Genomic DNA, 26,555 nt, shown 5'->3' on the forward strand with positions numbered 1-26,555 from the left:
AGTACTTTCCTGCCATGCGCACGGTGGGTGTCCTGGTGCTGCCCGGCAGCCGGTTGTTCGACGTCTCGGTGGCCGGCGAGGTGTGGGGGGTGGACCGCACCGACGCCGGCGTGGGGCCGTTCGAGCTGCGGCTGTGCGCGCCCGGCCGGGTGGCGGCGGCGGTCGAGCCGGTGGGCGTCGTCCCGCCCACGCACGGGTTGTCCGGCCTGCGCGACTGCGACCTGGTGGTCGTGCCCGGCCGGGGCGACCACCTCGCGCCGGTGCCGGACGCCGCGGTGCGCGCGCTGCGCTCGTGCACCGGGACGGTCGCGGCGCTGTGCTCGGGCGCGTTCACGCTGGCGGCGGCCGGGATGCTGGACGGCCGCGCGGCGACCACCCACTGGCGGCTGCTCGACGACCTGGAGGCCGCCGCGCCGAAGGCCCGCGTGGTGCGCGACGTGCTGTTCACCGAGGACGGGGTGCTGACGTCGGCGGGCGTGGTCGGCGGCCTGGACCTGTGCCTGCACCTGGTGCGCCGGGCGCACGGCGCGGACGTGGCCGCCGCCCTGGCCCGCCGCCTGGTGATGTCGCCGACCCGCGAGGGCGGCCAGCGCCAGTACGTCGACCCGCCGCTGCCGCACCGCCCCGCCCGCGCCGGCATCGCGTCCACGGTGGACTGGGCGGTGGACCGCCTGGCCTCGCCCATCGGCGTGGCCGACCTCGCCGCGCACGCCGGGATGAGCGGGCGCACGTTCCACCGGACCTTCCTCGCCGAGACCGGCAACACGCCCGGCCGCTGGTTGCAGGTGCAGCGGGTCCGGCTGGCCCGGCGCCTGCTGGAGACCACGGACCTGCCGGTGCACCGCGTGGCCGAGCGCGCGGGCCTGGGCACGCCGGCCAACCTCCGCCGCCGGCTGCGCGCCGAGCTGGGCGTCACCCCCGCCGCCTACCGCCGCACGTTCCGCGTGCCCGCCGCCTGACCGGGGCAGGCGGTTGCCCGGCCGGATACCGTCGCACCATGGCCGAACACCAGCACATCCGCGTCGACCGCACGGATGACGTCGTGCGGATCACCATGGACCGCGCCTCCCGGCGCAACTCCCTGTCCGCCGAGCACCTGGCGGAGCTGCTGACCGCGTTCCGCGAGGTCGCCGCGTCCGACGCGGTGGGCGTCGTGCTCGCCGGCGAGGGCCCGGTGTTCTCCGCCGGGCACGACTTCGCCGACGTGTCGGCGCGCGACCTCGAAGGCGTGCGCGAGCTGCTGACGCTGTGCACGGACCTGATGCGGACCATCGAGTCGGTGCCGCAGGTGGTGATCGCCCGCGTGCACGGCCTGGCGACGGCGGCGGGCTGCCAGCTCGTGGCCTCGTGCGACCTGGCGGTGGCCGCCGAGGAGGCCGCGTTCGCCCTGCCCGGCGGCAAGGGCGGCTGGTTCTGCCACACCCCGGCCGTGCCGGTGGGCCGGGCGGTCGGCCGCAAGCGGTTGATGGAGATGGCGTTGACCGGCGACCCGGTGGACGCGCGGACCGCCGAGCAGTGGGGCCTGGTCAACCGCGTCGTGCCGCTCGCGGAGCTGGACGACGCCGTGGACGAGCTGATGCGCCGGGCCACCCGCGGCAGCCGTGCCAGCAAGGCGCTGGGCAAGCAGACCATCCACGCCCAGCTCGACCGCCCCGAGGCCGACGCCTACGCCATCGCGCTGGAGGTCATGGCGGCGGCGTCGCAGACCCCGGCGGCCCGGGAGGGCATGTCGTCGTTCCTGGAGAAGCGCCCGCCGGTCTGGACCGACTAGGCCCACGCCAGGGACGCGACGGCGAGGGCGAGGAACGCGCCGGGGAAGGCGATGGTGCGCCAGACCCCGGCGCGCACGTGGGCGGCGACCGCGCCGGCGAAGAACGCCACCAGGCCGACCGCCGCCGCCGTCCCGACGAGCGGCACGCCGAGCAGCCCGAGGAGCAGGCCCGCCGCGCCCGCGCCCTTCAGCGCGCCCAGCACGGGCACCCACGACGGCGGCACGTCCACCGCGGCCGCGTTCTCCAGCACGAACCGCGCCTTCACCAGGTCGGCGACGGCGATGCCCGCGTTGGCCAGGACCGCGGCGGCGGTGACGACGACGTGCGCGGTGGACATGGGGACCTCCGGGTGCGGTGGGTGGACTGCTTCCACCCGTTCGACGCGCCGGCCGTCCCTGAGGTGACCGGCCCGGAGGTGACCGGCTACCCCACCCGCTTGTAGAACAGCGTCGTCGGCCGCAGCACGCCGTCCGGGTCGGCGGCGAAGTCCGGGATCACGCCCGCCTCCGTCCACCCGGCCCGCCGGTAGAGCCGCTCGGCCGCCGACCCCGTCCGCGTGTCCAGCACCAGCAGGGTCGCGCCGCGCTTGGCGGCCTCCTGCTCGGCCACCTCCAGCAGCGCGCGGCCCACCCCGGCACCGCGCGCGTCGCGGCGCACGATCAGCTTGGCCACCTCGGCGCGGTGCGCGCCGTTGGCCGCGTCGGCGAACCGCACCTGCACCGTGCCGAGCAACCGCGCGCCCTCCCGGGCCACCCACACCGACAGCACGCCGTTGGCGACCGGCGCGGCCCTGGCCCGCCACCACTTCAGCGCCTGGACCCGGGACAGCGGCTTGACGAAGCCGACCGACGCGCCGCCCTCCACGGCGTCGGCCAGCACGTCGGTCAGCTCGTCGGCGCACGCCAGCAGCGCGGCGGAGGTCAGCTCCGCGATCTCGGCCGTCACGGCTGCGCGTGCTCGTGCAGCAGGAGCAGGGTGTAGGCGGCGATCGACTGGGCGTCGGTGATCTCGCCGCGGGCGATCATCGCCTCGAACTCCGCGCGCGGGAACCACGCCGAGCGCATGTCCTGCTCCTCGTGCTCCCGCTCGTGGAAGCCCTCGCGCAGCTCCGTGGCCAGGAACACCCGGCCGCGCTGGCTCGACATGCCGGGTGCGACGTCGAGCAGCCCGAGCTGCACCAGCCTGCCCGCCCGCAGCCCGGTCTCCTCCCGCAGCTCCCGCTCGGCGAGCACCAGCGGGTCCTCGTCGGCGCGCTCCGGCGCGGTGCCCTGCGGGAACTCCCAGCGGCGCATGCCGAGCGGGTAGCGGTACTGCTCGACCAGCCGCAGCCGCTCGCCGTCCATGGGGATCACCAGCGCGAAGTCCGGCTTGTCCACCACGCCGTAGATGCCGGTCGTCCCGTCCGCCCGCCCGATGGCGTCTTCCCGGACCACCATCCACGGGTTCGCGTACACCTCACGCGATCCGAGGGTTTCCACGATCACTCTCCCTGTGCCGAAAGCCGCGAGCCGGACCCCGATCGGGCCAGTTCCGATCTGCGCCGCCCGTACGCGAAGTACACCACCAAACCCGCCGCCGACCAGATGCCGAAGGCCAGCCACGTGGCGGGCGCCAGGCCGGCCACCAGGAGCACGCACATGCCCAGGCCGAGCAGCGGCACCACCGGCGACCACGGCGTGCGGAAGCCGCGCGGCAGGTCCGGGCGGGTGCGCCGCAGCACCAGCACGCCCACGTTCACCAGGCTGAACGCCACCAGCGTCCCGATGCTCGTGGCCTCCGCGAGCTGCCCGAGCGGCACCAGCGCGGCCAGCACCGCGACCAGCGCGCCGACCACCACCGTGTTGACCGTCGGCACCCGCTTCGCGCCGACCCGGGCGAACACGCGTGGCACGAGGCCGTCGCGGGCCATGGCCACCAGCACCCGCGTCTGTCCGTAGAGGACGGTCAGCACGACGGAGGCGATCGCGATCACCGCGCCGGCCGCCAGCACGGTCGCGGGCCAGCCCGACCCGGTGACCCGCTGCACCACCGTCGCCAGCGAGGCGTCGGAACCGGCCAGCCCGTCCGCGCCGACCGCGGCCACGGCGGTGAAGGCGACCAGCACGTACGCGACCGTGACGACGGCCAGCGAGATCACGATCGCCCGGGGCAGGTCGCGCTGCGGGTCGCGCGCCTCCTCGCCGGCGGTCGAGGCGGCGTCGAACCCGATGAAGGAGAAGAAGACCAGCGAGGCCGCGCCGGTGACGCCGGCGACCCCGGCCGGGGCGAACGGCGAGAGGTTCTCGCTGTGGAACCCGAACACCGCCACCACCACGAAGAACGCCAGCACGGCCACCTTCAGCAGCGTGGTGGCGGTCGTGACCACCGCGCTCTCCCGCACCCCGCCCAGCAGCACGGCCGTCGCCAGCAGCACGACCACGGCCGCGGGCAGGTCGACCACGCCGCCGGTCAGCGCGGCGGGCAGCTCGACGCCCAGCGTGGCGTCGAGGAACGCGTTGAGGTAGCCGCTCCACCCGACCGCGACGGCCGCCACCGACACGCCGTACTCCAGCAGCAGGCACCACCCGCAGATCCACGCGACCAGCTCGCCCAGCGTGGCGTAGGTGTAGGAGTAGGCCGACCCGGAGACGGGCACCGCGCCCGCCAGCTCGGCGTAGGACAGGGCCGAGAACAGCGCCGCGAGCGCCGCCACGGCGAACGAGACGGTGACCGCCGGACCGGCCACCGGCGCGGCCTGGCCGAGCACGACGAAGATGCCCGTCCCGAGCGTGGCGCCCACCGACAGGCAGACCAGGGGCAACAGCCCGAGGCTGCGGCGCAGGGACGTGTGCGCGCTCTCATCGGTGATCCGGTCGACGGGCTTGGTGCGCAGGAGCTGCCGCAGGGTTGACACGTCGGCCGACGGTACCTGCCGGTGGACCGGGTGTCGCACCCCGTAGCCTGTCGGCCGTGCGCCTCGTCATCGCTCGCTGCCAGGTCGACTACGTCGGACGCCTCACCGCCCACCTCCCGATGGCCCAGAGGCTGCTGCTGATCAAGGCGGACGGCTCGGTGTCGATCCACTCCGACGACCGCGCGTACAAGCCGCTGAACTGGATGAGCCCGCCGTGCTGGCTCATCGAGGACCCGGACCTGTGGGTCGTGCAGAACAAGGCGGGCGAGAAGCTGATCATCACCCTGGCCGAGGTGCTGCACGACTCGAAGCACGAGCTGGGGCCGGAGCCGGGCCTGGTCAAGGACGGCGTCGAGGCCGACCTGCAGAAGCTGCTGGCCGAGCACGTGACCACGCTGGGCGAGGGCTGGACGCTGGTGCGCCGCGAGTTCCCGACCCCGATCGGACCGGTCGACCTGATGTGCCGCGACGCGTCCGGCGGCTCGGTGGCGGTGGAGATCAAGCGCCGGGGCGAGATCGACGGCGTGGAGCAGCTCACGCGCTACCTGGAACTGCTCAACCGCGACCCGCTGCTGGCACCGGTGAAGGGCGTGTTCGCGGCGCAGCAGATCAAGCCGCAGGCGCGGACCCTGGCGGAGGACCGGGGCATCCGCTGCGTCGTCCTGGACTACGACGCGCTGCGCGGCATCGAATCCGACGAGTTCCGCCTGTTCTGACCCGCCCCGACCGCCCCGGCCGGCGGTAAGCCGTTCGGGTGCGTGGCAGGCCCGATCCCGCGATATACGCTGACTTCCCCGTCGACGGGCCTGGGAGGCGCGTGTGCGAAGAGCTCGAAGACGAAGATCCGGTCTGCCCGTCCTGATCTCGTCCCTGGCGGTGGCGGCCGGGTGCGCGGCACCGACCACCGCGCCGCCGCCCGTCGTGGCGGCGATGAGCTCCACCCCCGCGCCCTCTCCGGCGCACCTCGCGGCGCAGCCCGTCGCCGGTCCGGCAGGCGGCGAGGTCCGGCTCAGCGGCGAGGGCTACCCCGCACACGGTCGAGTGGTCTTCACCTTCCACGGCCGGCGGGTCGGCGACACCACCGCGGACGCGGCCGGGCGGTTCGCCGGCGTCCCCGTGCGGGTGCCCGACTCCTTCGCGGACTCCGCGCCAGGCACGCAGTTCACCATCGGTGCCACTTCCGGTCCCCTCTCCGCCGAGGCGCCGTTCGTCATCACCCGCTGACCGCCCACCTGAGGTTTAGCCCTGGGTAGTTCAAACCGGCGAAGCGCGCCCGGGTGCACTACCGTCGGCTTGATCGGCTGAGCGGTGATGCGCGGTAGTGCGCGGTGGTGTTCGGGGTTGTGCGATCAGGGAGGTGGGCGCAGGTGCCCGTACTGGCCCAGGTGGATCTCAGGCTGGATGCCGGTCCGTTGGACTACACCCTGCTGGCGATCTACTTCGTCTTCGTCCTCGGCATCGGCTTCCTGGCCCGCCGGGCGGTCTCGTCCAGCCTCGACTTCCTGCTGTCCGGCCGGTCGCTGCCCGCGTGGGTGACGGGCCTGGCCTTCATCTCCGCCAACCTCGGCGCGATCGAGCTGCTCGGCATGGCGGCCAACGGCGCGCAGTACGGCATGCCCACGGTGCACTACTACTGGATCGGCGCGATCCCGGCCATGGTGTTCCTCGGCCTGGTGATGATGCCGTTCTACTACGGCTCGAAGGTCCGCAGCGTCCCCGAGTTCCTGCGCCGCCGCTTCGGCAAGGGCGCGCACCTGGTCAACGCGATCAGCTTCGCCGTCGCGCAGGTGCTGATCGCGGGCGTCAACCTCTACGCGCTGGCCTTCCTGCTGAACCTGATGCTCGGCTGGCCCATCCCGCTGTCGGTGGTCATCGCCGCGGCGATCGTGCTCACCTACACCGCGCTGGGCGGCCTGTCCGCGGCCATCTACAACGAGGTGCTGCAGTTCTTCGTGATCGTGGCCGCGCTGCTGCCGCTCACGATCGTCGGCCTGCACAAGGTCGGCGGCTGGAACGGGCTGGTCGACAAGGTCACCGGCGGTCCCGGCGGCGCCGAGCAGCTGTCGGCGTGGCCGGCGACCGAGCTGACCGGCATCCAGAACCCCGTGCTGAGCGTGATCGGCATCGTGTTCGGCCTCGGGTTCGTGCTGTCGTTCGGGTACTGGACGACGAACTTCGCCGAGGTGCAGCGCGCGCTGTCGGCCAAGAGCATGTCGGCCGCCCGCCGCACGCCGATCATCGGCGCGTACCCGAAGATGCTCATCCCGTTCGTGGTCATCATCCCGGGCATCATCGCGGCGCTGGTCGTGCCGGAGATCTCCGCGCTCAAGGCCGGTGAGGACAGCGGCGGCGTGGTCTACAACAACGCACTGCCCGCGCTGATCGGCGAGCTGCTGCCCAACGGCATGCTCGGCATCGCGATCACGGGCCTGCTGGCGTCGTTCATGGCGGGCGTCGCGGCGAACGTGTCCTCGTTCAACACGGTGTTCACCTACGACCTGTGGCAGGACTACGTCCGCAAGGACCGCCCGGACGAGTACTACCTGCGGGTCGGCCGGATGGCCACGATCGGCGGCACGCTCGTCGCCATCGGCACGGCCTTCCTCGCGGCCGGCTACGGCAACATCATGGACTACATCCAGGCGTTGTTCTCGTTCTTCAACGCGCCGCTGTTCGCCACGTTCATCCTGGGCATGTTCTGGAAGCGGATGTCGGCGGCGGCCGGGTGGTCCGGCCTGGTCGCGGGCACGCTCGCGGCGGTGGCGGTGTTCGTGCTCGCCGAGACCGGCGTGCTGGACCTGCCCGGGCAGGGCGCGAGCTTCCTCGGCGCGGGCGCGGCGTTCGTGGTCGACATCGTGGTCAGCGTGGCGGTGACGATGGCCACCCGCCCGGTGCCCGAGGAACGGCTGGTCGGGCTCGTCTACAGCCTGACGCCCAAGGAGAGCCGCCGGCACTCCACCACCGGTGAGGACGCCGGGTGGTACCGCTCGCCGCTGCTGCTCGGCATCGGCGTGCTGTTCCTGACCGCCGTGCTCAACATCATCTTCGGCTGAGGGGAGTCGTCGTGGCGCGCAAGGCCGGGTTGTTCGACCTGCGACTGGTGATCGCGATGCTGTTCGCCGTCTACGGCGTGGTGCTGCTGGTGGTCGGTCTCGGCTTCACCGACGAGACCGACCTGTCGAAAGCGGATGGGCTCAACATCAACCTGTGGACCGGCATCGGGATGCTCGTGCTGGCGCTGCTGTTCGGCGCCTGGGCGACCCTGCGGCCGGTCCTCGTGCCCGATGACGCGGACGGCGCCGGACCGGGTGACGGGGGTGCCACCGCGGCGGGCGCCGGCGGTCAGCGGCGCGGGTAGATCGGGTTGAACGCCTCGACCGTCCAGGTGTCGAGCCAGCGGACGGCGCGTCGGATGCGCAAACGCATGCGATGTCCTTTCGTTGGTTTCGGCTTGTTCGCTACGGCCGTCCAGTACAGCGAGTTGATGTTCTGAATCGTTCCCGAACACCATAGTGAGACCCGACACAGGGTTCGTGCCACGAATGGCGGAGTCGGTCGCTACCGTGCACCTCGTGCCCCGTCTCGTCGCCGTGTTGAGCTCGATCCTGCTGCTGGCCGGCTGCGCCGGGGTGGATCCGGCCAAGCAGCACTTCCCGCGCACCACGATCCCGGCCAACGCCGGGAACGTCTCCGACCCGACCGGGTCGAGCGCGCAGCCGCCGCCGGTCTCGGGCCAGCCGGTCGACCCGGCGTTCGCGGCCGACAAGCTGCGGTTGGTCGACCCGTGCGAGCTGCTGGACGAGGCCGTCCTCAAGCGGTTCGGCAAGCCCGGCGAGCGGTCGCGCGGCGGGTTCGCCCGGTGCTCGAACTTCATGAAGGACCAGGGCGGCAAGGACCTGGCCGTCACCGTCGAGGTCGGCCAGACCATGACCACCGAGCTGAAGAACGCCGACAAGCAGCTCGCCGGCCTGCGCAGCTACGAGCAGGTGCTGGAGAACAGCGCGTGCTTCGTCTCGGTCATCACGCAGGAGCAGCCGGGCCTGGGCCTCACCGTGCAGATCGGCTACGAGGACGGCGACGCGTGCGCGCCCGGCCGGGCGGTGGCCGAGTCCGTGGTGGACCGGATCAAGGGGCGCGCGGCGACCCGGACGCCCGCCAAGGGCTCGCTGATCACGCTCGACCCGTGCGCCGTGCCGGACCAGGCGGCGGTCGACGCGGCCTCGGGCGCCGACCACCGCGTGTTCCCGTACGGGTTGCACAGCTGCTCCTGGGTCGGGGCGGACCGCGAGCTGACGCTGGAGTTCCGCGAGACCTACGTGCCCGCGGACCGCAAGTTCGACGACAAGCAGACCGAGGTCGACCTGGGCGGCGGGGTGACCGGTTACCAGGTCGCCACCAGCACGGCGTTCCCGTCCTGCGAGGTCAAGTGGGTGCAGCTCACCGGGGGTGACGACGAGGGCGAGCTGGTCGGCGTGAAGTCGGCCGGGCCGAAGTCGTCGGAGTTCGACCGCTGCGCCGCCGCCGCGGCGTTCGCCAAGGCGGTCCTGGGCAAGATCCCGAAGGGCTGAACGGGGCTGACATCACCCCCGGTTGCCATTACTGTCGAGTAACACCCGCGTTCGTGCTTGTGCTTGGAGGGCCCGATGACGCAGACCGCTCCCACCACTCCCGCGCGGGCCGAGGACGGGCAGCGGAGGTTCGCGTCGCTCGACCCCCGCACCGGCGAGGTCGTCGCCCACCACGAGGTGGCCGCGGAGCAGGACGTCCGGGAGGCCGTCCGGGTGGCGCGCGACGCGGCGGCGTTCTGGGAGGGGCTGGGCTTCGACGGCAGGCGGGCCCGGCTGGACGCGTGGCGCAAGGTGCTGCTCAAGCGGTTCGACGAGTTCCAGGTGCTCGTCAGCGCCGAGACCGGCAAGTCGGCCGACGACGCGCGCACCGAGCTGGCGCTGGTGGTCGACCACCTGCACTGGGCCGCCAAGCACGCGGCGAAGGTGCTGGGCAAGCGCAAGGTCTCGCCCGGGATGCTCATGTACAACCACGCGGCGACCCTGGAGTACCGGCCGCTCGGCGTGGTCGGCGTGATCGGGCCGTGGAACTACCCGGCGTTCACCCCGATGGGCTCGATCGCGTACGCGCTGGCGGCGGGCAACGCGGTGGTGTTCAAGCCGTCGGAGTTCACGCCCGGGGTCGGGGTCTTCCTGGCGGACACGTTCGGCGAGGTGGTGCCCGAGCACCCCGTGCTGCAGGTGGTGACGGGGTTCGGCGAGACGGGCGCGGCGCTGTGCGCGGCCGGGGTGGACAAGATCGCGTTCACCGGCTCGACGGCGACGGGCCGCAAGGTCATGGCCGCGTGCGCCGCGTCGTTGACGCCGGTGCTGGTCGAGTGCGGCGGCAAGGACCCGCTGATCGTGGCCGAGGACGCCGACGTGCGCGCGGCGGCGGAGGGCGCGGTGTGGGGCGGGATCTTCAACGCCGGGCAGACGTGCGCCGGGGTGGAGCGGGTGTACGTCGCGGACGCGGTGTACGACCGGTTCGTGTCGCTGGTGGTGGAGAAGGCGAAGAAGCTGCGGCCCGGCGGCGAGGCCGACGCCCACTTCGGGCCGATCACGATGCCCGGGCAGGTCGACGTGATCCAGTCGCACGTGGCGGACGCGCTGGAGCGCGGCGGGCGGGCCGTGGTGGGCGGGCTGGAGTCGATCCGGCCGCCGTACGTCGAGCCCGTGGTGCTGGTGGACGTGCCCGACGAGTCGACCGCGGTGACGGAGGAGACGTTCGGGCCCACGCTGGTCGTCACGCGGGTCGCGGACGCCGACGAGGCCGTGCGGAGGGCGAACTCGCTGCCGTACGGGCTGGGCGCTTCGGTGTTCTCGCGCAACCGGGGTGAGGAGCTGGCGGACCGGCTGCGGTGCGGGATGGTGTCGGTGAACTCCGTGCTGGCGTTCGCGTCCGTGCCCGGGCTGCCGTTCGGCGGGGTCGGGGACTCGGGGTTCGGGCGGATCCACGGCGAGGACGGGCTGCGGGAGTTCGCCTACGCCCACTCGGTGACGCGGAAGCGGTTCGGGGCGCTGCTGAACCCGATGACCTACGACCGGGGCTCCCGCACCATCCGCCACGTGGTCCGCCTGGTCCGCCTCCTCTACGGCCGCTGACCCCACCCCGCGTGTCGAACCCCCGGGCCCCGGGAGTCCTGCTTCCGGGGCCCGGGAGTCCTCCGCTCGGCAGCGGTGAGATCACTGTTCGGGACGTCGGCGGTCAGGGCGCGAGGGTTCGTTCGAGGTCGGTCAGGACCTCTTCGGCGGCCAGGACGCCCAGGCCCAGGAACCACGTCTCGTCGCTCACCGGCTTGGCGTGGCCTTGCTGGACGGCGTTCAGCGTTTGCCAGAGCGGGCCGCCGAGGACCTGCTGCCGGGCCGTCTTGGCCTGGTCGCCGTACGTGCCGATCAGGATCCAGTCGCCGTCCGCCTGCCCGATCTGCTCGGTGCTCACCTCGACGGCGAGGTCGTCCACCTGGCTGGCCGGCGGTTGGGGGATGCCGGCGTCGATCAGGATCGTGCCGATGAAGCTCTTCTTCGCGTAGAGCCTGGTCTTGCCCGGCATGAAGCGGAGCATGGTGACGGTGGGGCGCTTGCCCGCCCTGGCCTCGACGTTCTCGCCCACCGCCTTGGCGTGGGCCTCGTAGTCGCCGATGAGCTTCTCGGCCTGCGCGGAACGGTCCAGGGCGGCGGCGTTGAGGCGGAAGTTCTCCTTCCAGGTGTAACCCGGACGGGCGGCGAAGACGGTCGGGGCGATCTCCGACAGCTTCGGGTACTGCTGTTCGGCGCGCAGCCGGGAGCCGATGATCAGGTCGGGTTGGAGCTTGGCGATCGTCTCCAGGTTGAGGCTCGTGATGCCGCCGACGTTCTCGGGGTTGCCCGCCTTCCCGCCGATGTAGCTCGGCATGGTGGGCGCGCCGTCCGGGTAGGCCACGCCGACGGGCTGGATGCCCAGGGCGACGACGTTGTCCAGCTCGCCGCCGTCCAGGACGACCACGCGCTCCGGGCGCTTCTCGATCACGGTCTCGCCCATGGCGTGCCTGATCGTGCGGGGGAACCGGCCGGGTTGGGCGTCGGTGCCGAAGCCCGCGCTCTTCTCGCCCGCCTCGCCGAACTCCGAACCGCCCTGCGCCACGGCCGGCTTGTCGGTCGCGCTGTCGGTCTGGCCGCACGCGGCGAGGGTGAGGGCGGCGGCGAGCAGCGCCGCGATCCTGGTGGTCGACACTCCGGTGTTCCTCCACTACTCCAGGTCACTGACCTGCTGTTCTTAGGGTTGCCTCACCGTAGCTTCCGCTTTCGGGCCCGCTCCCGGTGGAGTAGTAATGGGGTGATCAGCGTCGATCGGAGGCCCGCCCGTGAAGAAGATCATCAACGATCCGGCGACCGTGGTGGTCGACGCGTTGCGCGGGATGGCGCTCGCGCACGCCGACCTGCTCGACGTCCAGTACGACCCGGCCGTGGTCGTGCGCGCCGACGCGCCCGTGCCGCGGAAGGTCGCGATCGTCTCCGGCGGCGGTTCCGGGCACGAGCCGCTGCACGGCGGGTTCGTCGGGCGGGGCATGTTGGACGCCGCCTGCCCCGGCCCCGTGTTCACGTCGCCGACACCCGATCAGGTGGCGTCGGCCGTGGCGCGCACCGATGGCGGCGGTGGCGCGTTGTTGATCGTGAAGAACTACACGGGCGACGTGTTGAACTTCGAGACGGCGGCGGAGTTGGTCGAGGGCGTGGACGTGCGAACGGTCGTGATCGACGACGACGTGGCGGTCAAGGACTCGCTCTACACGGCCGGTCGGCGCGGCGTGGGCGGGACCGTGCTGCTGGAGAAGATCGTCGGCGCCGCCGCCGAACGCGGGGTCGACCTCGACGGGTGCGAGGCGTTGGCGCGGCGGGTGGTCGCGGGGGTGCGGTCGATGGGGTTGGCGTTGACCCCCTGCACGGTGCCGCACGCGGGCGAGCCGTCGTTCACGCTCGGTGACGACGAGATGGAGCTGGGCATCGGCATCCACGGCGAGCCCGGTCGGCGGCGGGTCCCGGTCGGGACGGCGGAGGAGATGGTGTGGGCGCTGCTCGACCCGGTCCTCGAAGACCTGCCGTTCGGCGAGGGCGACCGGGTGCTGCTGTTCACCAACTCGATGGGCGGGACGCCGCTGATCGAGTTGTACGTGGCGCACGGCATCGCGGAACGGCTGCTCGCCGAACGCGGGGTGGTCGTGGAGCGGCGGTTGGTCGGTCCGTACATCACGAGCCTGGAGATGCAGGGCATGAGCTTGACGCTGTTGCGGCTGGACGACGAGATGGTCGAGTTGTGGGACGCGCCCGTGCACACCCCGGCGCTGCGGTGGGGCATCTGATGGCGTGCACGGCGGAGTCGGTCGCGGAGGCGTTGCGGGCGGTGGCGGACGTCGTGGCCGAGCACCGCGAGGAGCTGATCCGGCTGGACCGCGAGATCGGTGACGGCGACCACGGCGAGAACCTGGCGCGCGGCTTCACGGCCCTGGTGTCCAAGTTGGACGCCGAGGTGCCGTCCTCGCCCGGTGGGGTGCTGCGGCTGGCGGCCACGACGCTGATCTCCACGGTCGGCGGTGCGGCGGGGCCGTTGTACGGCACGGCGTTCCTGCGCGCGGCGACGTCGGTCGGTGACGTGGCCGCGTTGGACGGACCGGCGGTGGCGGCGGCGCTGCGGGCGGCGTTGGACGGCGTGGTGGCGCGGGGCAAGGCGGCGCTGGGGGACAAGACGATGGTGGACGCCCTGATACCGGCGGTGGCGGCGGCGGAGTCCGCGGCGGCCACCGCCGGTGGGGTGGCGGAGGTGCTGGCGGTGGCGGCCGACGCGGCCGGCATGGGCGCCGAGTCGACCGCGCCGATGGTGGCGCGGAAGGGGCGTGCGTCCTACCTGGGCGAACGCAGCGCGGGCCACCTGGACCCGGGTGCGCGGTCGACGGCGTTGCTGCTGCGGACGTTGGCGGGGAGGGCGCGGTGATCGGGCTCGTGGTGGTGTCGCACAGCCGGCAGTTGGCGGAGGGGGTCGCCGAGCTGGCCGGGCAGATGGCGCCGTCGGTGACCATCGTGCCGTCCGGCGGCGACGGGCACGGCGGGCTGGGCACGGACTACGTGGCCGTGGGCGAGGCGATCGAGCGGGCCGACTCGGGGTCGGGCGTCGTGGTCCTGTTCGACCTGGGCAGCGCGAAGATGGTGGCCGACATGGCCGCCGAGGAGGCGCGGGGGTCGGTCCTGGTGGTGGACGCGCCGCTGGTCGAGGGCGCGGTCGCCGCGGCGGTCCGGGCGCAGGGGCGGGCCGGGTTGGCTGAGGTGGCCGCGGCGGCTTCGTCCGCCGGAGCGGTCGCCGCGGCGCCGGCGGCGTCCGGGGACGCCGTGCGGACCGAGGTGGAGTTGACGAACGAGGTGGGGCTGCACGCCCGGCCGGCGGCGTTGGTGGTGCGGGCGTTGGACTCGCTGGAGGCGTCCGTCGTGGTGCGGTTCGGCGACAGGTCGGCGGACGCCAGGAGCGTGCTGGCGCTGATGGGGCTCGGCGCGCCCGGCGGGGCCCTGGTGCTGGTGGAGGCGTCGGGAGCCGACGCGGCGGAAGCCGTGCGACGGGTGGAGGAGCTGGCCGCGCGGCGCTTCGAGGAGTGATCCCGTCGCCGGGCTGGACCGATCACTTGCTCGATACCGATGGTGAAGCTCACGCCGACGGCGCGTGACGACCGTGGGATAGTCGCCAGCAAGTTACCGCCCGGTAGCCACTCCGTCGAGTGGGAGGTACGCAGTGACGCGCCAGTTCAGCACGGTCGGAGTGGTCGGTCTCGGCACGATGGGCGCCGGGATCGCCGAGGTGCTCGCCCGGACCGGCGTCACCGTGGTGGCGGTGGACGTGGACGAGGCGGGCCTGGCCCGCGGTCGCGGTCACCTGGACCACTCGACGGACCGCGCCGTGGCCGGCGGCAAGCTGTCGGCCGAGGAGCGCGACGCGACGCTCGCGCGGATCTCCTACGCCACCTCGCTGGACGCGTTGGCGGGCGCGGACCTCGTGATCGAGGCCGTGCCCGAGCGGATCGACCTCAAGGCCGACGTGTTCGCCGAACTGGACCGGATCTGCGGCCCCGACACGGTGTTCGCGTCCAACACGTCGTCGTTGTCGATCACCGAGATCGGTGTCCACACCGGACGGCCCGGCAAGGTCGTCGGCCTGCACTTCTTCAACCCCGCGCCGGTGCTGAAGCTCGTCGAGGTGATCCGCACGGTCGTGACGGAGCCGGACGTGGTGACCGACGTCGTCGCGTTCGCCGAGGGGCTGGGCAAGACGCCGGTGGTCATCGGCGACCGGGCCGGGTTCATCGCCAACGCGCTGCTGTTCGGCTACCTCAACCACGCCGTGCGGATGTACGAGAGCCGTTACGCGACAAGGGAAGACCTCGACGCCGCCATGCGGTACGGCTGCGGCTACCCGATGGGCCCGCTGGCGGTGCTCGACCTCATCGGGCTGGACACCGCGTACGAGATCCTGGACACGATGTACCACCAGTCGCGCAACCGGCTGCACGCGCCCGCGCCGCTGCTCAAGCAGATGATCACGGCGGGTCTGCTGGGCCGCAAGAGCGGGCGCGGTTTCTACACCTACGACGGGCCGGACTCGCCGGTCGTCGTGCCGGACGTGCTGACGCCCGTCGCCTCGACCGAAGGCGTGCCCGCGCGCGAGGTGCAGCGGGTCGGCGTGATCGGCACCGGCACCATGGCCACGGGCATCGTGGAGGTGTTCGCCAAGCGCGGGTACGACGTGGTGCTGCGCGCGCGGTCGGAGGACAAGGCCGCGGCGGCGGTCGGCAAGGTGCGCAAGTCGTTGGAGAAGGCCGTCTCGCGCGGCAAGCTGACGGCGGGGGACCGGGATGCGGCGCTGGCGCGCGTGACGCCGGTGGTCGACTTCGCCGGCCTGGCCGACTGCGACCTGGTGGTCGAGGCGGTGGCCGAGGAGCTGTCGGTCAAGAGGGCCGTGTTCCAGGCGCTGGACGAGGTGTGCAAGCCCGGCGCGGTGCTGGCGACCACGACGTCCTCGCTGCCGGTGATCGAGTGCGCGGCGGCGACGGAACGCCCCGGTGACGTCGTCGGCCTGCACTTCTTCAACCCGGCGCAGGTGATGAAGCTCGTGGAGGTCGTCGAGACCATCTCCACGTCCGCCGACGTCGTGGCCACGGCCCGCCGCGTGTGCCTCGACCTGGGCAAGGTGCCGGTGCACTGCGGCGACCGGGCCGGGTTCATCGTCAACGCGCTGCTGTTCCCGTACCTCAACGACGCGGTGAAGATGCTGGAGGCGCACTACGCGTCGGCCGACGACATCGACAACGCCATGAAGGTCGGCTGCTCGTTGCCGATGGGGCCGTTCGAGCTGCTGGACGTCGTCGGGCTGGACGTGTCGCTGGCCATCGAGCGGACCCTGTACCTGGAGTTCCGCGAGGCCGGGTTCGCCCCCGCGCCGCTGCTGGAGCACCTGGTGACGGCCGGGCGGCTGGGGCGCAAGACCGGCAAGGGGTTCCGCGACTACGCGGCCTGAGCGCGGTCTGAGCGCGGCGTTCGCGCGGGCTGATGACGTGGCGGGTTTCGGCGTTTGGCATCGTGGTGCCCATGCGGCGTGTGGTGATCTCGCTCCTGGTGGCGGCGTTCGGTCTGACGAGCGCCTGCGCGTACACGGTCAACGGCACCCCGGTGGCGGAACAGGTGCTCGACGTCGACCCGCCGTTCACGTCGGCCAACCCGACGCCGACGGGCTCCGCGGACCCGTCCGACGAGCCGACCGGGGACGTCGGTGACATCTGCTCGTTGATCGGGTGGAAGGACCTGCCCTACGAGGTGCCGGACAAGAACGCGAAGCCCACCGAGACCGGGTACGACACGACGTTCGACCAGTCGTGCAAGTGGCAGACGTCGGTCGGTTCGCTGGACGTGGGCGTCACGCTGCGGTTCCGCGAGGGGCGGTCGATCACGCTGGAGCAGAGCAACGGCGAGTTCGACCTGGGCGACCGGAAGGTGACCTACTTCGACCGGACCACGGACACGTCCGTGCAGCCGTCGTGCGTGCTGGTCATGGACTACGCCGGTGGCGGCATCGGGATCATCGTGATCGACGGGTCGGCGCGGTTCGGGGCGATTTGCGACCAGGGCAAGAAGGTGGCGGAGCTGCTGCTGCAGAAGGAGCCCACGGGCTGAGGCGCGGTGTCGTCCGGCCGCCGCGCCCCGGTTCGGGGCGCGGCGGCCTCGCACTCGTTCGCCCGGTGAGGCCCGGCTGCGGGTCGGCCGCGGGTCAGCCGCAGCAGCCGCCGCCGCAGCACCCGCCGCCACCGCCTGCGGGCACGTCGGCCTTGCCGCCCAGGCCGGCCATGGAGAGCAGCTTGACCGTGTCGTCGTGGCCGTTCGGGCACGGCGCGGGCGCGGAGGACTCGTCCATCGACCGCTTGACGTCGAAGGTCGAGCCGCACGCCTTGCAGCGGAATTCGTAGGTTGGCACGCGCCTATTGTTCCCGGTTCGGCGGCGCGAGCACCAGCAAGGGCACACCGACGGTCGACACCGCGGCGAGCAGCGTCAGCAGCGGCAGGCCGTGCACCCAGCCGAGGCACGCGGCGGCGGCGTGCGTGCCGGTGAACGTGACCACCCACGTCCGCGACCCCGGCCGCAGCCAGATCGGGGCCAACGCCGACAGGGCCGTGACCAGCAGCAACATCGTCGTGCCGAGCAGCACGCCCTGCCTGAGCCCGCGTGGCTGGCCGACCGGCACGTCGGCCTGCTGGAACACCGGGCGCACCTGGTCGCCGGCCGGGATCGCCGGCGGCTCCACGAGCAGCCCGCGCACCGCCGGCAGGAGCGTCACGGCGACCTCGATCACCAGCAGGAGGGTCACTGCGACTCGTTGCCACTTGCTCACCCAGTGGACCGTAGGCGATCACCCACCGCGAACCCGGATACCCTCGTCAGTCGTGCCACGCCGCAACCGCCCGCAACGCCCGGACGAGCCGTCACCTGTTGGTGGGCACGGCTGGGCGCGGGCCGAGAGCGCCCCGGACGGCGAGTGGCTGGTGCGCACCGTCTCCGGCGCCGCCACCACCAAGACCTACCGGTGCCCCGGCTGCGACCACGAGATCCGTCCCGGCACCCCGCACGTCGTCGCCTGGCCCGCCGCCGACTACGGCTCGGTCGAGGACCGCCGCCACTGGCACCAGGGCTGCTGGACGTCGAGGAGCAGGAGGGGGCCCACCACCCGCCGTTGGTGACCGGCGTCCGGTAACCCTCCGTGTCGACCACGCGGCCGCCCCACGCCCGCAGACCTCCGGTCCCGCGTGCCGTCCGCCGATCGCCCACCCGCCGGTCGTCCGAGGGCCGGCCCGCTCCACCGTCCGGCCGGGCAGCCGTGCCGGTTGCGGAAGGCGTGTCGGCCGGGAAGGTATGCCGGTCGTGGAAGGCGTGCCAGTCGTGGAAGGCGTGCCGGTCGTGAGAGGCGTGCTGGTTGTGGAAGGCGTGCCGGTTGTGTGGGAGGCGTGCCGGTCGCGGGAGGGGTGGCCGGGAGCGGTGGGACGATGTGGTGGTGGGCGAGGTTCCGATCAAGGCCAAGACCGTGCTCCCCGCGCGCCGGGAGGCGGTGACGTTGCGGACGGCCGACGGGTTGGCGTTGGTCGGTGAGCTGGCCCTCCCCGCCGAACGCGAGCCGCTCGCCACCCTCGTGCTCCTGCACCCCCTGCCGACGCACGGCGGGATGATGGACTCCCACCTCTACCGCAAGGCGGCTTGGCGGTTGCCCGCGTTGGCCGGGCTCGCGGTGCTGCGGTTCAACACGCGTGGCACGGCCAGCGCCGCCGGGCGCAGCGAGGGCGCGTTCGACCACGCCGTGGGCGAGCGGTTGGACGTGGCCGCCGCCCTGGCGTTCGCCGCCGAACGGGGGTTGCCGTCGGTGTGGCTGGTCGGCTGGTCGTTCGGCACCGACCTCGCGCTGATGCACGGGTGCGAGCCGGTGGTCGACGGAGCCGTGCTGATCTCACCTCCCTTGCGGTGGAGCAGGGCCGAGCACTTGCGGACGTGGGCGCGTGCGGGCAAGCCGGTCGTGTGCCTGGTGCCGGAGTTCGACACCCACCTCCCGCCGGCCGAGGCCAGGCGGCGGTTCGGCGCGGAGCTCCCGACCGCGGACGTCATCGACTTCCCCGGCGCCAAGCACCTCATGGTCGGCCACACCGAAGAGGTGCTGGACGCGATCGTCGCCGCGGCCGCGCCCGGGGTGCCCACGCCGTTGCCGCGCACCTGGTCCGGCCCTCACGAGCAGCATCAACCGACCATCGTCGCCTCCTGACGCGGGCGAACGCGCCCGAGCAGCCGGCGGGCGGAGCGCGGCTCGGTCGGTTCCCGGGTCGAGGTGGAGGTCATGGCACGAAGCTAGCGGCGGGGTCCGACAATTCCGGGTATGGAAGCCACTCCGCTCGTGCTGCTGCACGCCTTCCCGTTCGACTCACGCATGTGGGACGGGGTCCGTGACCTGCTGAAACCGATCACGCCCGACCAGCGCGGCGGCGATCGTTCACCCGATCTGGTGGCTGTCGCGGAGGACGTGCTGCGGCTGCTCGACGAACGCGGGATCGAGCGCGCGGTGCTCGGCGGGTGCTCCATGGGCGGTTACGTGGCGATGGCCGTGCTGCGGCGTGACGCGTCCCGGGTGGCCGGGCTCGTGCTGGCGGACACGCGTGCCGGGGCGGACACCGACGAGGCCCGGGCCAACCGGCTCGCGATGGCGGCGCGGGTCGAGGCGGAGGGTCTGGGGTGGGTGCCGGACACGGTCGTGAGCGGGCTGCTCGGACCTGCGCCGGACGACGCCGTGACCGGACGGGTGCGGGAGCTGGTCCTCGACCAGGACCCCGCGGACGTCGTGTGGGCGCAACGGGCGATGGCCGCGCGGCCCGACTCGACCGACGTGCTGGCGCGGGCGGACGTCCCGGCGCTGGTGCTGGTCGGCGAGCACGACGCGCTCACCCCGCCCGCGTTGGCGCGCGAGCTGGCCGGGACGTTGCCGCGGGGCGAGTACGTCGAGCTGCCGGGCGTCGGCCACCTGACCCCGCTGGAGGCGCCGGACGCCTTCGCCGCCGCCGTCCTGGGCTGGCGCCGGCGCGTCGGGGTCTGACGGTGTCCTGAGCGTTGAACTCGGGGGTCCGGAACGTAGGACTCTCGAGCCCTGAACGTAGGACTCTCGAGCCCTGAGCGTAGGACTCTCGCGGGCTGAGCGTAGGACTCTCGCGGGTTGGGGGCCCGGGTCAGCGCTTGGCGGATTGGGGCTTGGGGGTCGGGCGGGCGATCTTCTGGGTCGGGCCGTCCGGGGCCGGCTTCGCGGGGGGTGCCGGCGCTTCGGCGGCCGGGGGCGCGGTCGGTGCCGGGGTGGGAGCCGGAGGTGCGGGGGCGGCGGCTGGGGTGGCGCCGGCAGGGGAGGCGGGGGGAGGGGAGGCGGGGTTGGAGGAGGCCGGGGCGGTGGGAGCGGCGGGGCGTTCCTCCTCCAGGGGGTCCAGGAGGGGGGTGACGTCGTGCAGGGCGGAGCTGACGGCGTGCAGCTGCTGCGACAGGCGGTTGCGCAGTTGGCGCAGGGCGTCGACCTTCTGCGTCGCCTGGGTGACGCGGCGGTTCGCCTCCTCCGTCGCCTCGCGCACCCGGCGGTTCGCCTCGTCGGTCGCCTCCTGCACGCGCGCGGTCGCCTCGCTGATCGAGTCGTGCCGACGGCGGTTGGCCTCCTCGGTCGCCTCCCGCACCAACCGCTGCGCCTCGGCGTTGGACGCGGCCTGCTCCTGCGAGATCTGGGCGCGCACCCGCGCCGCCTCCTCGGCCGCCTCGCGCACCCGGCGGTCCGCCTCGGCCTTCGACGACGCCTCCTGCTCGGCCAGCGTCTTCATCGACTCGACCCGCCGGGCCGCCATCGCGATCTCGAAGTCCTCCTCGACCGTGGTGCGGCGCTGGAGCGACTCCTCGTCCAACCGGGTCGCCTCGGCCCGCGCCTCGCCCACGATCCGCTCGGCCTCGGCCCGCGCCGTCTCCAGCACGCCCCGGTGCTCGGCCTCCATGTCGGCGCGCCGCTGGTCCAGCTCGGCGATCAGCTTCTCGTACCGGGTGCGCAGCACGCCCGCGTCGGCCTCGGCCTTGGCGCGGATGTGCCCGCCCTCGGCCTCGGCCCGGGCCTTGATCTCGTTCGCCTCGTCCTGCGCGAGCCGCAGCATCCGCTGCAACCGCTCGCTCAGGCCCTCCAGCGTGGTGGGCGGCAGCGACAGCCGCTCCACCTGGCCGCGCAGCTCCGCGATCTCCGACCGGGCCGCCTCCAGCTGCCGGGCCAGGTCGTTGGTCTGCGACACCGCCGCGTCCCGGTCGGCCGCGAGCAGCCGCAGGTCGGAGTCGAGGCGTTCCAGGTGGTCCTCGACCTGGGCGCGGTCGTACCCGCGCTTGACGATGTCGAAGCCGGATCCCAGGGGGACGAGGTCACGGTCGTCGGCGAGGCCCATGGCGCTCACGCTACCCGCTCCCGGTGCGCGGTGGTCACCCGAGCACCGCACACCGGGAGCGGTTTCGCTTTAGACGCCCCGGAATCGGTTGATAGCGGGCAGGTGGGCGGCCCGCAGCTCGTGGTCGCGCACCCCGAGGCCCTCCTCCGGCGCCAGCGCCAGCACGCCGACCTTGCCCTGGTGGGCGTTGCGGTGGACGTCGTGGGCGGCCTGCCCGGTCTCCTCCAACGAGTACACCTTGGACAGTGTCGGGTGGATCTTGCCCTTCGCGATCAACCGGTTGGCCTCCCACGCCTCCCGGTAGTTCGCGAAGTGCGAGCCGACGATCCGCTTGAGGTGCATCCACAGGTACCGGTTGTCGTACTGGTGCAGGTAACCGCTGGTCGACGCGCACGTCACGATCGTGCCGCCCTTGCGGGCCACGTACACCGACGCGCCGAACGTCTCGCGGCCCGGGTGCTCGAACACGATGTCCGGGTCCTCGCCGCCGGTCAGCTCGCGGATCTTCGCGCCGAGCCGCTTCCACTCGCGCACGTCCTGCTCGTGCTCGTCCTTCCAGAACCGGTAGCCCTCGGCGGTGCGGTCGATGATCAGCTCCGCGCCCATCCGGCGGCAGATCTCGGCCTTCTCCGGCGAGGACACCACGCAGACCGGGGTCGCGCCGCCGTTGAGCGCGAACTGGGTCGCGTACGAGCCCAGGCCGCCGGAGGCGCCCCAGATCAGCACGGTGTCGCCCTGCTTCATGTTCGCGCCGTTCGCCGACACGAGCTGCCGGTACGCGGTGGAGTTCACCAGACCGGGTGACGCCGCCTCCTCCCACGTGAGGTGGTCGGGCATCGGCATCAGCTGGTTGGCCTTGACCAGCGCGATCTCGGCGAGGCCGCCGTAGTTCGTCTCGAAGCCCCAGATGCGCTGCTCCGGGTCGAGCATCGTGTCGGCGTGCCCGTCCGGGTGCTCCAGCTGCACGTCGAGGCAGTGCGCCACGACCCGGTCGCCCGGCTTCCAGGCGTTGACGCCCGGCCCGGTGCGCAGCACCACGCCCGCCAGGTCGGACCCGACCACGTGGAACGGCTGGTCGTGCCGGCCGCCGTACTTCTTCAGGAACGCGAACGTGGGCAGCGGCTCGAAGATCGAGGTCCACACCGTGTTGTAGTTGATGGCGCTCGCCATGACGGCGACCAGCGCCTCGCCGGGCCCCAGCTCCGGGGTGGCGACCTCGTCGACGTGCAGCGACTTGCGGGGGTCCTTGTCCTTGGTGGCGAGGCCCTCGAACATGCCGACCTCGTCGGCGTGGACCGTCACGCCCCGGTAGCTCTCCGGCACGGGAAGCGATCCGATCGCGTCCAGTTCGTCCGCGAGGATCGCGTCGAGGATCTTCTGCACGGCGTTCCCTCCCAAGGGGGCTGGGGGATTTGGTCGGTGTGGCGGGCTCAAGAGGTCCACGCGAGTGGCCGGAGGTTACCCACCAGTAACCGATTCAGAATGCGCGCTGTGAGCCACCGCACTGGCTTTTCGCCCGTTCGGTCGTTCTTGACCGGGCGGCCAACCAAGCGGAGCATCGGAGGTGTCCCTACGAGGAGGACGGAGGTGCGGGACATGGCAAGGGCGTGGACCAGGTGGCAGGACTGGGCCGAGGTCGTCATCGGTGCCCTGGTGCTGCTCTCGCCCCTGGTGGTGGAGACGACCACGGGGGCCACGTGGACGATGGTCGTGCTCGGTGCGCTGATCGCCGTCGACGGCCTGGCGTCGCTCGCGATGCCGCGGATGGTCTACGGCGAGTGGTTCCAGGTGGCGCTCGGCGCGCTGTTGTTCATCTCGCCGTGGGTCATCGGCTACAGCGACCTGACCGGGGCGTCGTGGGTGTCGTGGATCGGCGGCGTGCTGACCGTCGCGGTGGGCGCGATGGCGGTCCCGGTGGCGAACGCGGCGCACGGCGGTCGGATCGCCGGAACCGCCTGACGGCACTGCCAACCCGGGCCCACGGCGGTGGCCGTGGGCCCGAGCGACCGGAGGAGGGCGGTGCGGTGGCAGCGGACCCGTCGGCCCGCGAGCGCATCCTGAGGGCGGCCGAGGAGCTGTTCGCCGAGGCGGGCTTCGACGCGACACCGACCTCGCGCATCGCCGAGCGGGCGGCCGTCCCGAAGGGGCTCGTGCACTACTACTTCCGCCGCAAGGCCGACCTGCTGGCGGCCCTCGTGCAACGACTCCCCGACGGCACCGTGGACGCGCGCCGGGTCGTGGTGGTCGGCGACATCGCGGAGAGCCTGCGCAGGCTCGTCGCCGCGCTGGACGCCCGGCTCGACGCCTCGCCGCTGCTCAGCCACCTGCTGTGGCGGGAGGCGGACACGCACAAGGCGGTCCGGGACGCCCTGCACGAGCGCTACGAGTCGGTGGTGCGGCAGATCCGCGACGTCATCCTCGCCGCGGGCGGCGCGGCGGTGGCCGCGAAGGACGTCGACAGCGCCTCGGCGCTGCTGGCCCACGCCGTCAGCTACCGCCACTCGGTCGCCCGGCACGCCCCGGGCGGCGACCGGATGGACCCTGGGCTGTCGTTCGTGGCCGCCGCCCTCGAACAGCCCTGATGCCGGCTAGTGGGACGCCGCGGGCTCGACCAGCTCGACCAGCACGCCGCCGGCGTCCTTCGGGTGCACGAAGTTGACCCGGCTGTTCGACGTGCCGCGCCGCGCCTGCTCGTACAGCAGGCGCAGGCCCTTGGCCCGCAGCGCCTCGGCCGCCGCGTCCACATCGGACACCCGGTAGGCGAGCTGCTGGAGCCCCGGCCCGGACCGGCCGATGAACTTCGCGATGGTGGACTCCGGCGTCAGCGGCGCGAGCAGCTGCACGGCCGCGCCCGTGCCGTCGTCGCCGGGCGCGCGCAGCATCGCCTCGCGCACGCCCTGCTCCTCGTTGACCTCCTCGTGCGCGACCTCCAGGCCGAAGTGCTCGCGGTGGAACGCGATCGCGGCGTCGAGGTCCGGCACGGCGATGCCGACGTGGTCGATGGCGGTGACGAGCCCGCGGAGTTCTTCCATGGTCACGAAGGCTAGCGGCCGAATCGGTGCAGGTCCCGCTGTGCGACGCCTCACAGGGCTACTCCGTGGTAACCCTGGGTATCGTGGCGTGTTAACAACCGCTTACACCCGCTGTGGAGGCTGCTGTGTCCGGTTCCGTCATCGTCGCCGGGGCCCGAACCCCGATGGGGCGACTGCTCGGGTCGTTGAAGGACTTCTCCGGCGCCCAGCTCGGCGGCGTCGCGATCAAGGCGGCCCTGGAGCGGGCCGGTGTCGCGCCCGAGCAGGTGCAGTACGTGATCATGGGCCAGGTGCTCACGGCGGGGGCGGGCCAGATCCCGGCGCGCCAGGCGGCGGTGAACGCGGGCATCCCCATGACCGTGCCCGCCCTGACGATCAACAAGGTGTGCCTGTCCGGCATCGACGCGATCGCCCTGGCCGACCAGCTCATCCGCGCCGGCGAGTTCGACGTCGTCGTGGCGGGCGGCCAGGAGTCGATGACCCAGGCGCCGCACCTGCTGCCGAAGTCGCGCGGCGGGTTCAAGTACGGCGACGTGACGATGCTCGACCACATGTCCCACGACGGCCTGTTCTGCGCGTTCGACCAGGTCGCGATGGGCGCCTCCACGGAGAAGCACAACGCCCGGTACGGCGTGACCCGCGAGGAGCAGGACGCGTTCGCCGCCCGCTCGCACCAGCTGGCCGCCAAGGCCGCGCAGAACGGCGTCTTCGACGAGGAGATCACGCCCGTCCCGCTGCCGCAGCGCAAGGGCGACCCGGTCCTGTTCGCCACCGACGAGGGCGTGCGCGGCGACACGACGGTGGAGGCGCTGGCCAAGCTGCGCCCGGCGTTCGCCGCCGACGGCACGATCACCGCGGGCTCGGCGTCGCAGATCTCCGACGGCGCGGCGGCCGTGGTCGTGATGAGCAAGGCCAAGGCCGAGGAGCTGGGCCTGACCTGGCTGGCCGAGATCGGCGCGCACGGCGTGGTGGCCGGCCCCGACGCGAGCCTGCACGAGCAGCCCGCCAACGCCATCAGGGCCGCGTGCGCCAAGGAGGGCATCGACCCGGCCGACCTGGACCTGGTCGAGATCAACGAGGCGTTCGCCGCGGTCGGCGTGGTCTCCACCCGGCAGCTCGGCATCCCCGAGGACAAGGTCAACGTCAACGGCGGCGCGATCGCGCTCGGCCACCCGATCGGCATGTCGGGCGCCCGCATCGCGCTGCACCTGGCGCTGGAGCTGAAGCGGCGCGGCGGCGGCGTCGGCGTGGCGGCCCTGTGCGGCGGCGGCGGTCAGGGCGATGCGCTGATCGTGCGCGTGCCCAAGGCTTAGGGGTGTGGCCCGCACCGTTGACGTAGCCGAGCTGGTCGACCGCGCGCGCGAGGGACAGGCGCGCGCGGTCGCCCGGTTGATCTCCCTGGTGGAGGACGCCGGCCCGCAGCTGCGCGAGGTCGCGGGCGCGTTGGCGCCGTTCTGCGGGAACGCGCAGGTCATCGGCCTGACCGGGGCTCCGGGCGTCGGCAAGTCCACGTCCACCTCGGCGCTCGTGGCGGCCTACCGCCGGCGCGGCAAGCGGGTCGGGGTGCTGGCCGTCGACCCGTCGTCGCCGTTCTCCGGCGGCGCGCTGCTCGGCGACCGGGTGCGGATGGGCGAGCACGCCACCGACCCCGGCGTGTTCATCCGCTCCATGGCCACCCGCGGCCACCTGGGCGGGCTGTCGTGGGCCACCCCGCAGGCGCTGCGCGTGCTCGACGCGGCGGGCTGCGACGTGGTGCTGGTCGAGACCGTCGGCGTCGGCCAGTCCGAGGTCGAGGTGGTGTCGCTGGCCGACACCACGGTGGTGCTGCTCGCGCCCGGCATGGGCGACGGCATCCAGGCCGCGAAGGCGGGCATCCTCGAGATCGCCGACGTGTTCGTCGTCAACAAGGCCGACCGCGACGGCGCGGACCAGACCGCGCGCGACCTCAAGCACGTGATCTCGCTGGGTCGCCGGGAGCGGGAGGGCGGTCGCTGGCGGCCACCCGTGGTGAAGACGGTCGCGAGCCGCGCCGAGGGGCTGGACGAGGTCGTGGACGCCGTCGAAGCGCACCGCGCCTGGCTCGTGGAACGCGGTGAGCTGGCACGACGCCGCGCGGCCAGGGCGGCGGCCGAGATCGAGGCCCTCGCGCTGGAGCGGCTGCGCTCCCGGATCGGCGGGCTGCGCGGGGCGTCCGGGCTGGCGAGCCTGGCCGAACGGGTCGTGGCGGGCGAGCTGGACCCCTACGCTGCGGCTGATCGACTGGTCGAGGGGGTGGGCGCATGACGACTCCGGTGATGGGCATCCGGACGTGCGACACCCGTCG

30 protein-coding genes are annotated in these 26,555 nt (G+C 72.9%); 20 read left to right on the plus strand and 10 right to left on the minus strand.

Annotated features, from left to right (window positions below):
* Nucleotides 1-14: 14 nt before the first annotated feature.
* Both ACIGNX_RS23470 and ACIGNX_RS23475 read left to right on the plus strand, forming a co-directional pair.
* Nucleotides 15-959, plus strand: a complete 945-nt coding sequence (locus ACIGNX_RS23470) for a GlxA family transcriptional regulator (RefSeq protein WP_396542821.1) — start codon at nt 15-17, stop codon at nt 957-959.
* Nucleotides 960-997: 38 nt separating this feature from the next.
* Nucleotides 998-1,771, plus strand: a complete 774-nt coding sequence (locus ACIGNX_RS23475; RefSeq protein ID WP_396542822.1) for an enoyl-CoA hydratase-related protein — start codon at nt 998-1,000, stop codon at nt 1,769-1,771.
* On the opposite strand, the gene ACIGNX_RS23480 is transcribed toward ACIGNX_RS23475, so the two are convergent.
* The 4 genes from ACIGNX_RS23480 to ACIGNX_RS23495 all read right to left on the minus strand — a co-directional run bounded on the left by ACIGNX_RS23480 (nt 1,768) and on the right by ACIGNX_RS23495 (nt 4,665).
* Nucleotides 1,768-2,109, minus strand: coding sequence for a DoxX family protein (locus ACIGNX_RS23480; protein WP_396542823.1), 342 nt, complete (start codon nt 2,107-2,109; stop codon nt 1,768-1,770). The two genes, ACIGNX_RS23475 and ACIGNX_RS23480, sit on opposite strands and share 4 nt — an antisense overlap.
* Before the next feature lie 86 nt (nt 2,110-2,195).
* Nucleotides 2,196-2,717, minus strand: a complete 522-nt coding sequence (locus ACIGNX_RS23485) for a GNAT family N-acetyltransferase (protein ID WP_396542824.1) — start codon at nt 2,715-2,717, stop codon at nt 2,196-2,198.
* Complete coding sequence (locus ACIGNX_RS23490) at nt 2,714-3,250, minus strand: NUDIX domain-containing protein (protein WP_396542825.1); 537 nt, start codon at nt 3,248-3,250, stop codon at nt 2,714-2,716. Before ACIGNX_RS23490 ends, ACIGNX_RS23485 begins: the two co-directional genes overlap by 4 nt.
* A gap of 2 nt (nt 3,251-3,252) precedes the next feature.
* The gene (locus ACIGNX_RS23495; RefSeq protein WP_396542826.1) at nt 3,253-4,665 is read right to left on the minus strand and encodes an amino acid permease; all 1,413 of its coding nucleotides are present in this window, start codon (nt 4,663-4,665) and stop codon (nt 3,253-3,255) included.
* Between the two features lie 56 nt (nt 4,666-4,721).
* Between ACIGNX_RS23495 and nucS the strand changes: the two genes are divergently transcribed.
* The 6 genes from nucS to ACIGNX_RS23525 all read left to right on the plus strand — a co-directional run bounded on the left by nucS (nt 4,722) and on the right by ACIGNX_RS23525 (nt 10,814).
* Nucleotides 4,722-5,381, plus strand: a complete 660-nt coding sequence (gene nucS / locus ACIGNX_RS23500) for an endonuclease NucS (protein ID WP_396542827.1) — start codon at nt 4,722-4,724, stop codon at nt 5,379-5,381.
* Nucleotides 5,382-5,484: 103 nt separating this feature from the next.
* Entirely contained in the window at nt 5,485-5,889 is a 405-nt protein-coding gene (locus ACIGNX_RS23505) for a hypothetical protein (protein WP_396542828.1), read from the plus strand.
* Between the two features lie 143 nt (nt 5,890-6,032).
* Entirely contained in the window at nt 6,033-7,718 is a 1,686-nt protein-coding gene (locus ACIGNX_RS23510) for a sodium:solute symporter family protein (RefSeq protein WP_396542829.1), read from the plus strand.
* A gap of 11 nt (nt 7,719-7,729) precedes the next feature.
* A complete protein-coding gene (locus ACIGNX_RS23515) occupies nt 7,730-8,023 on the plus strand; it encodes a hypothetical protein (RefSeq protein ID WP_396542830.1) in 294 nt (97 codons plus the stop codon).
* Nucleotides 8,024-8,237: 214 nt separating this feature from the next.
* The gene (locus ACIGNX_RS23520; RefSeq protein WP_396542831.1) at nt 8,238-9,233 is read left to right on the plus strand and encodes a hypothetical protein; all 996 of its coding nucleotides are present in this window, start codon (nt 8,238-8,240) and stop codon (nt 9,231-9,233) included.
* Between the two features lie 75 nt (nt 9,234-9,308).
* Nucleotides 9,309-10,814: an aldehyde dehydrogenase family protein gene (locus tag ACIGNX_RS23525; RefSeq protein ID WP_396542832.1), complete on the plus strand. Its 1,506-nt coding sequence runs from the start codon at nt 9,309-9,311 to the stop codon at nt 10,812-10,814.
* A 103-nt stretch (nt 10,815-10,917) separates the two neighbouring features.
* Here the strand turns inward: ACIGNX_RS23525 and ACIGNX_RS23530 are convergent, their stop codons facing one another.
* On the minus strand, nt 10,918-11,922 hold the full coding sequence (locus ACIGNX_RS23530; protein ID WP_396542833.1) for an ABC transporter substrate-binding protein: 1,005 nt from the start codon (nt 11,920-11,922) through the stop codon (nt 10,918-10,920).
* A gap of 130 nt (nt 11,923-12,052) precedes the next feature.
* Between ACIGNX_RS23530 and dhaK the strand changes: the two genes are divergently transcribed.
* The 5 genes from dhaK to ACIGNX_RS23555 all read left to right on the plus strand — a co-directional run bounded on the left by dhaK (nt 12,053) and on the right by ACIGNX_RS23555 (nt 16,895).
* Nucleotides 12,053-13,048 carry a dihydroxyacetone kinase subunit DhaK gene (gene dhaK, locus ACIGNX_RS23535; protein ID WP_396542834.1) on the plus strand — a complete coding sequence of 332 codons (996 nt, stop codon included), beginning with the start codon at nt 12,053-12,055 and terminating at the stop codon, nt 13,046-13,048.
* The gene (gene dhaL / locus ACIGNX_RS23540) at nt 13,048-13,677 is read left to right on the plus strand and encodes a dihydroxyacetone kinase subunit DhaL (RefSeq protein WP_396542835.1); all 630 of its coding nucleotides are present in this window, start codon (nt 13,048-13,050) and stop codon (nt 13,675-13,677) included. Before dhaK ends, dhaL begins: the two co-directional genes overlap by 1 nt.
* Nucleotides 13,674-14,330 (plus strand): dihydroxyacetone kinase phosphoryl donor subunit DhaM, encoded by a 657-nt coding sequence (dhaM, locus tag ACIGNX_RS23545; RefSeq protein ID WP_396542836.1) that lies wholly within the window; start codon nt 13,674-13,676, stop codon nt 14,328-14,330. Before dhaL ends, dhaM begins: the two co-directional genes overlap by 4 nt.
* Before the next feature lie 133 nt (nt 14,331-14,463).
* Nucleotides 14,464-16,242: a 3-hydroxyacyl-CoA dehydrogenase family protein gene (locus tag ACIGNX_RS23550; RefSeq protein ID WP_396542837.1), complete on the plus strand. Its 1,779-nt coding sequence runs from the start codon at nt 14,464-14,466 to the stop codon at nt 16,240-16,242.
* 71 nt (nt 16,243-16,313) lie between these two features.
* Entirely contained in the window at nt 16,314-16,895 is a 582-nt protein-coding gene (locus tag ACIGNX_RS23555) for a DUF3558 family protein (protein ID WP_396542838.1), read from the plus strand.
* 94 nt (nt 16,896-16,989) lie between these two features.
* On the opposite strand, the gene ACIGNX_RS23560 is transcribed toward ACIGNX_RS23555, so the two are convergent.
* Nucleotides 16,990-17,193: a zinc ribbon domain-containing protein gene (locus ACIGNX_RS23560; protein ID WP_396542839.1), complete on the minus strand. Its 204-nt coding sequence runs from the start codon at nt 17,191-17,193 to the stop codon at nt 16,990-16,992.
* 4 nt (nt 17,194-17,197) lie between these two features.
* A complete protein-coding gene (locus ACIGNX_RS23565; protein WP_396542840.1) occupies nt 17,198-17,608 on the minus strand; it encodes a hypothetical protein in 411 nt (136 codons plus the stop codon).
* A 52-nt stretch (nt 17,609-17,660) separates the two neighbouring features.
* Between ACIGNX_RS23565 and ACIGNX_RS23570 the strand changes: the two genes are divergently transcribed.
* The 3 genes from ACIGNX_RS23570 to ACIGNX_RS23580 all read left to right on the plus strand — a co-directional run bounded on the left by ACIGNX_RS23570 (nt 17,661) and on the right by ACIGNX_RS23580 (nt 19,843).
* Nucleotides 17,661-17,954 (plus strand): hypothetical protein, encoded by a 294-nt coding sequence (locus ACIGNX_RS23570; RefSeq protein ID WP_396542841.1) that lies wholly within the window; start codon nt 17,661-17,663, stop codon nt 17,952-17,954.
* A 311-nt stretch (nt 17,955-18,265) separates the two neighbouring features.
* Nucleotides 18,266-19,021 (plus strand): alpha/beta hydrolase, encoded by a 756-nt coding sequence (locus ACIGNX_RS23575; protein ID WP_396542842.1) that lies wholly within the window; start codon nt 18,266-18,268, stop codon nt 19,019-19,021.
* Nucleotides 19,022-19,132: 111 nt separating this feature from the next.
* Nucleotides 19,133-19,843, plus strand: coding sequence for an alpha/beta fold hydrolase (locus ACIGNX_RS23580; RefSeq protein ID WP_396542843.1), 711 nt, complete (start codon nt 19,133-19,135; stop codon nt 19,841-19,843).
* A 130-nt stretch (nt 19,844-19,973) separates the two neighbouring features.
* On the opposite strand, the gene ACIGNX_RS23585 is transcribed toward ACIGNX_RS23580, so the two are convergent.
* Together ACIGNX_RS23585 and ccrA are read right to left on the minus strand one after the other, a co-directional pair.
* Nucleotides 19,974-21,200 carry a chromosome segregation protein gene (locus ACIGNX_RS23585; protein ID WP_396542844.1) on the minus strand — a complete coding sequence of 409 codons (1,227 nt, stop codon included), beginning with the start codon at nt 21,198-21,200 and terminating at the stop codon, nt 19,974-19,976.
* Between the two features lie 69 nt (nt 21,201-21,269).
* The gene (gene ccrA / locus ACIGNX_RS23590; protein ID WP_396542845.1) at nt 21,270-22,583 is read right to left on the minus strand and encodes a crotonyl-CoA carboxylase/reductase; all 1,314 of its coding nucleotides are present in this window, start codon (nt 22,581-22,583) and stop codon (nt 21,270-21,272) included.
* A 213-nt stretch (nt 22,584-22,796) separates the two neighbouring features.
* Between ccrA and ACIGNX_RS23595 the strand changes: the two genes are divergently transcribed.
* Nucleotides 22,797-23,159 (plus strand): SPW repeat protein, encoded by a 363-nt coding sequence (locus ACIGNX_RS23595; RefSeq protein WP_396542846.1) that lies wholly within the window; start codon nt 22,797-22,799, stop codon nt 23,157-23,159.
* Nucleotides 23,160-23,224: 65 nt separating this feature from the next.
* Nucleotides 23,225-23,782, plus strand: coding sequence for a TetR/AcrR family transcriptional regulator (locus ACIGNX_RS23600; RefSeq protein ID WP_396542847.1), 558 nt, complete (start codon nt 23,225-23,227; stop codon nt 23,780-23,782).
* Nucleotides 23,783-23,788: 6 nt separating this feature from the next.
* On the opposite strand, the gene mce is transcribed toward ACIGNX_RS23600, so the two are convergent.
* Nucleotides 23,789-24,232: a methylmalonyl-CoA epimerase gene (gene mce, locus ACIGNX_RS23605; RefSeq protein WP_396542848.1), complete on the minus strand. Its 444-nt coding sequence runs from the start codon at nt 24,230-24,232 to the stop codon at nt 23,789-23,791.
* Nucleotides 24,233-24,357: 125 nt separating this feature from the next.
* Between mce and ACIGNX_RS23610 the strand changes: the two genes are divergently transcribed.
* Nucleotides 24,358-25,545 carry an acetyl-CoA C-acetyltransferase gene (locus tag ACIGNX_RS23610; RefSeq protein WP_396542849.1) on the plus strand — a complete coding sequence of 396 codons (1,188 nt, stop codon included), beginning with the start codon at nt 24,358-24,360 and terminating at the stop codon, nt 25,543-25,545.
* A 4-nt stretch (nt 25,546-25,549) separates the two neighbouring features.
* Nucleotides 25,550-26,515 (plus strand): methylmalonyl Co-A mutase-associated GTPase MeaB, encoded by a 966-nt coding sequence (meaB, locus tag ACIGNX_RS23615; protein ID WP_396542850.1) that lies wholly within the window; start codon nt 25,550-25,552, stop codon nt 26,513-26,515.
* Nucleotides 26,516-26,555: the final 40 nt, after the last annotated feature.

Source organism: Actinosynnema sp. NPDC053489 (assembly GCF_044544865.1).
In the GTDB taxonomy this organism is placed as follows: domain Bacteria; phylum Actinomycetota; class Actinomycetes; order Mycobacteriales; family Pseudonocardiaceae; genus Actinosynnema.

Excerpts from the sequence above, each read along its gene's own strand:
- ACIGNX_RS23585 (WP_396542844.1), bottom strand. The coding sequence starts at position 21,200 with ATGGGCCTCGCCGACGACCGTGACCTCGTCCCCCTGGGATCCGGCTTC.
- ACIGNX_RS23475 (WP_396542822.1), top strand. The coding sequence starts at position 998 with ATGGCCGAACACCAGCACATCCGCGTCGACCGCACGGATGACGTCGTG.
- mce (WP_396542848.1), bottom strand. The coding sequence starts at position 24,232 with ATGGAAGAACTCCGCGGGCTCGTCACCGCCATCGACCACGTCGGCATC.
- ACIGNX_RS23555 (WP_396542838.1), top strand. The coding sequence starts at position 16,314 with ATGCGGCGTGTGGTGATCTCGCTCCTGGTGGCGGCGTTCGGTCTGACG.
- ACIGNX_RS23470 (WP_396542821.1), top strand. The coding sequence starts at position 15 with ATGCGCACGGTGGGTGTCCTGGTGCTGCCCGGCAGCCGGTTGTTCGAC.
- ACIGNX_RS23595 (WP_396542846.1), top strand. The coding sequence starts at position 22,797 with ATGGCAAGGGCGTGGACCAGGTGGCAGGACTGGGCCGAGGTCGTCATC.
- dhaL (WP_396542835.1), top strand. The coding sequence starts at position 13,048 with ATGGCGTGCACGGCGGAGTCGGTCGCGGAGGCGTTGCGGGCGGTGGCG.
- ACIGNX_RS23580 (WP_396542843.1), top strand. The coding sequence starts at position 19,133 with ATGGAAGCCACTCCGCTCGTGCTGCTGCACGCCTTCCCGTTCGACTCA.
- ACIGNX_RS23480 (WP_396542823.1), bottom strand. The coding sequence starts at position 2,109 with ATGTCCACCGCGCACGTCGTCGTCACCGCCGCCGCGGTCCTGGCCAAC.
- ACIGNX_RS23525 (WP_396542832.1), top strand. The coding sequence starts at position 9,309 with ATGACGCAGACCGCTCCCACCACTCCCGCGCGGGCCGAGGACGGGCAG.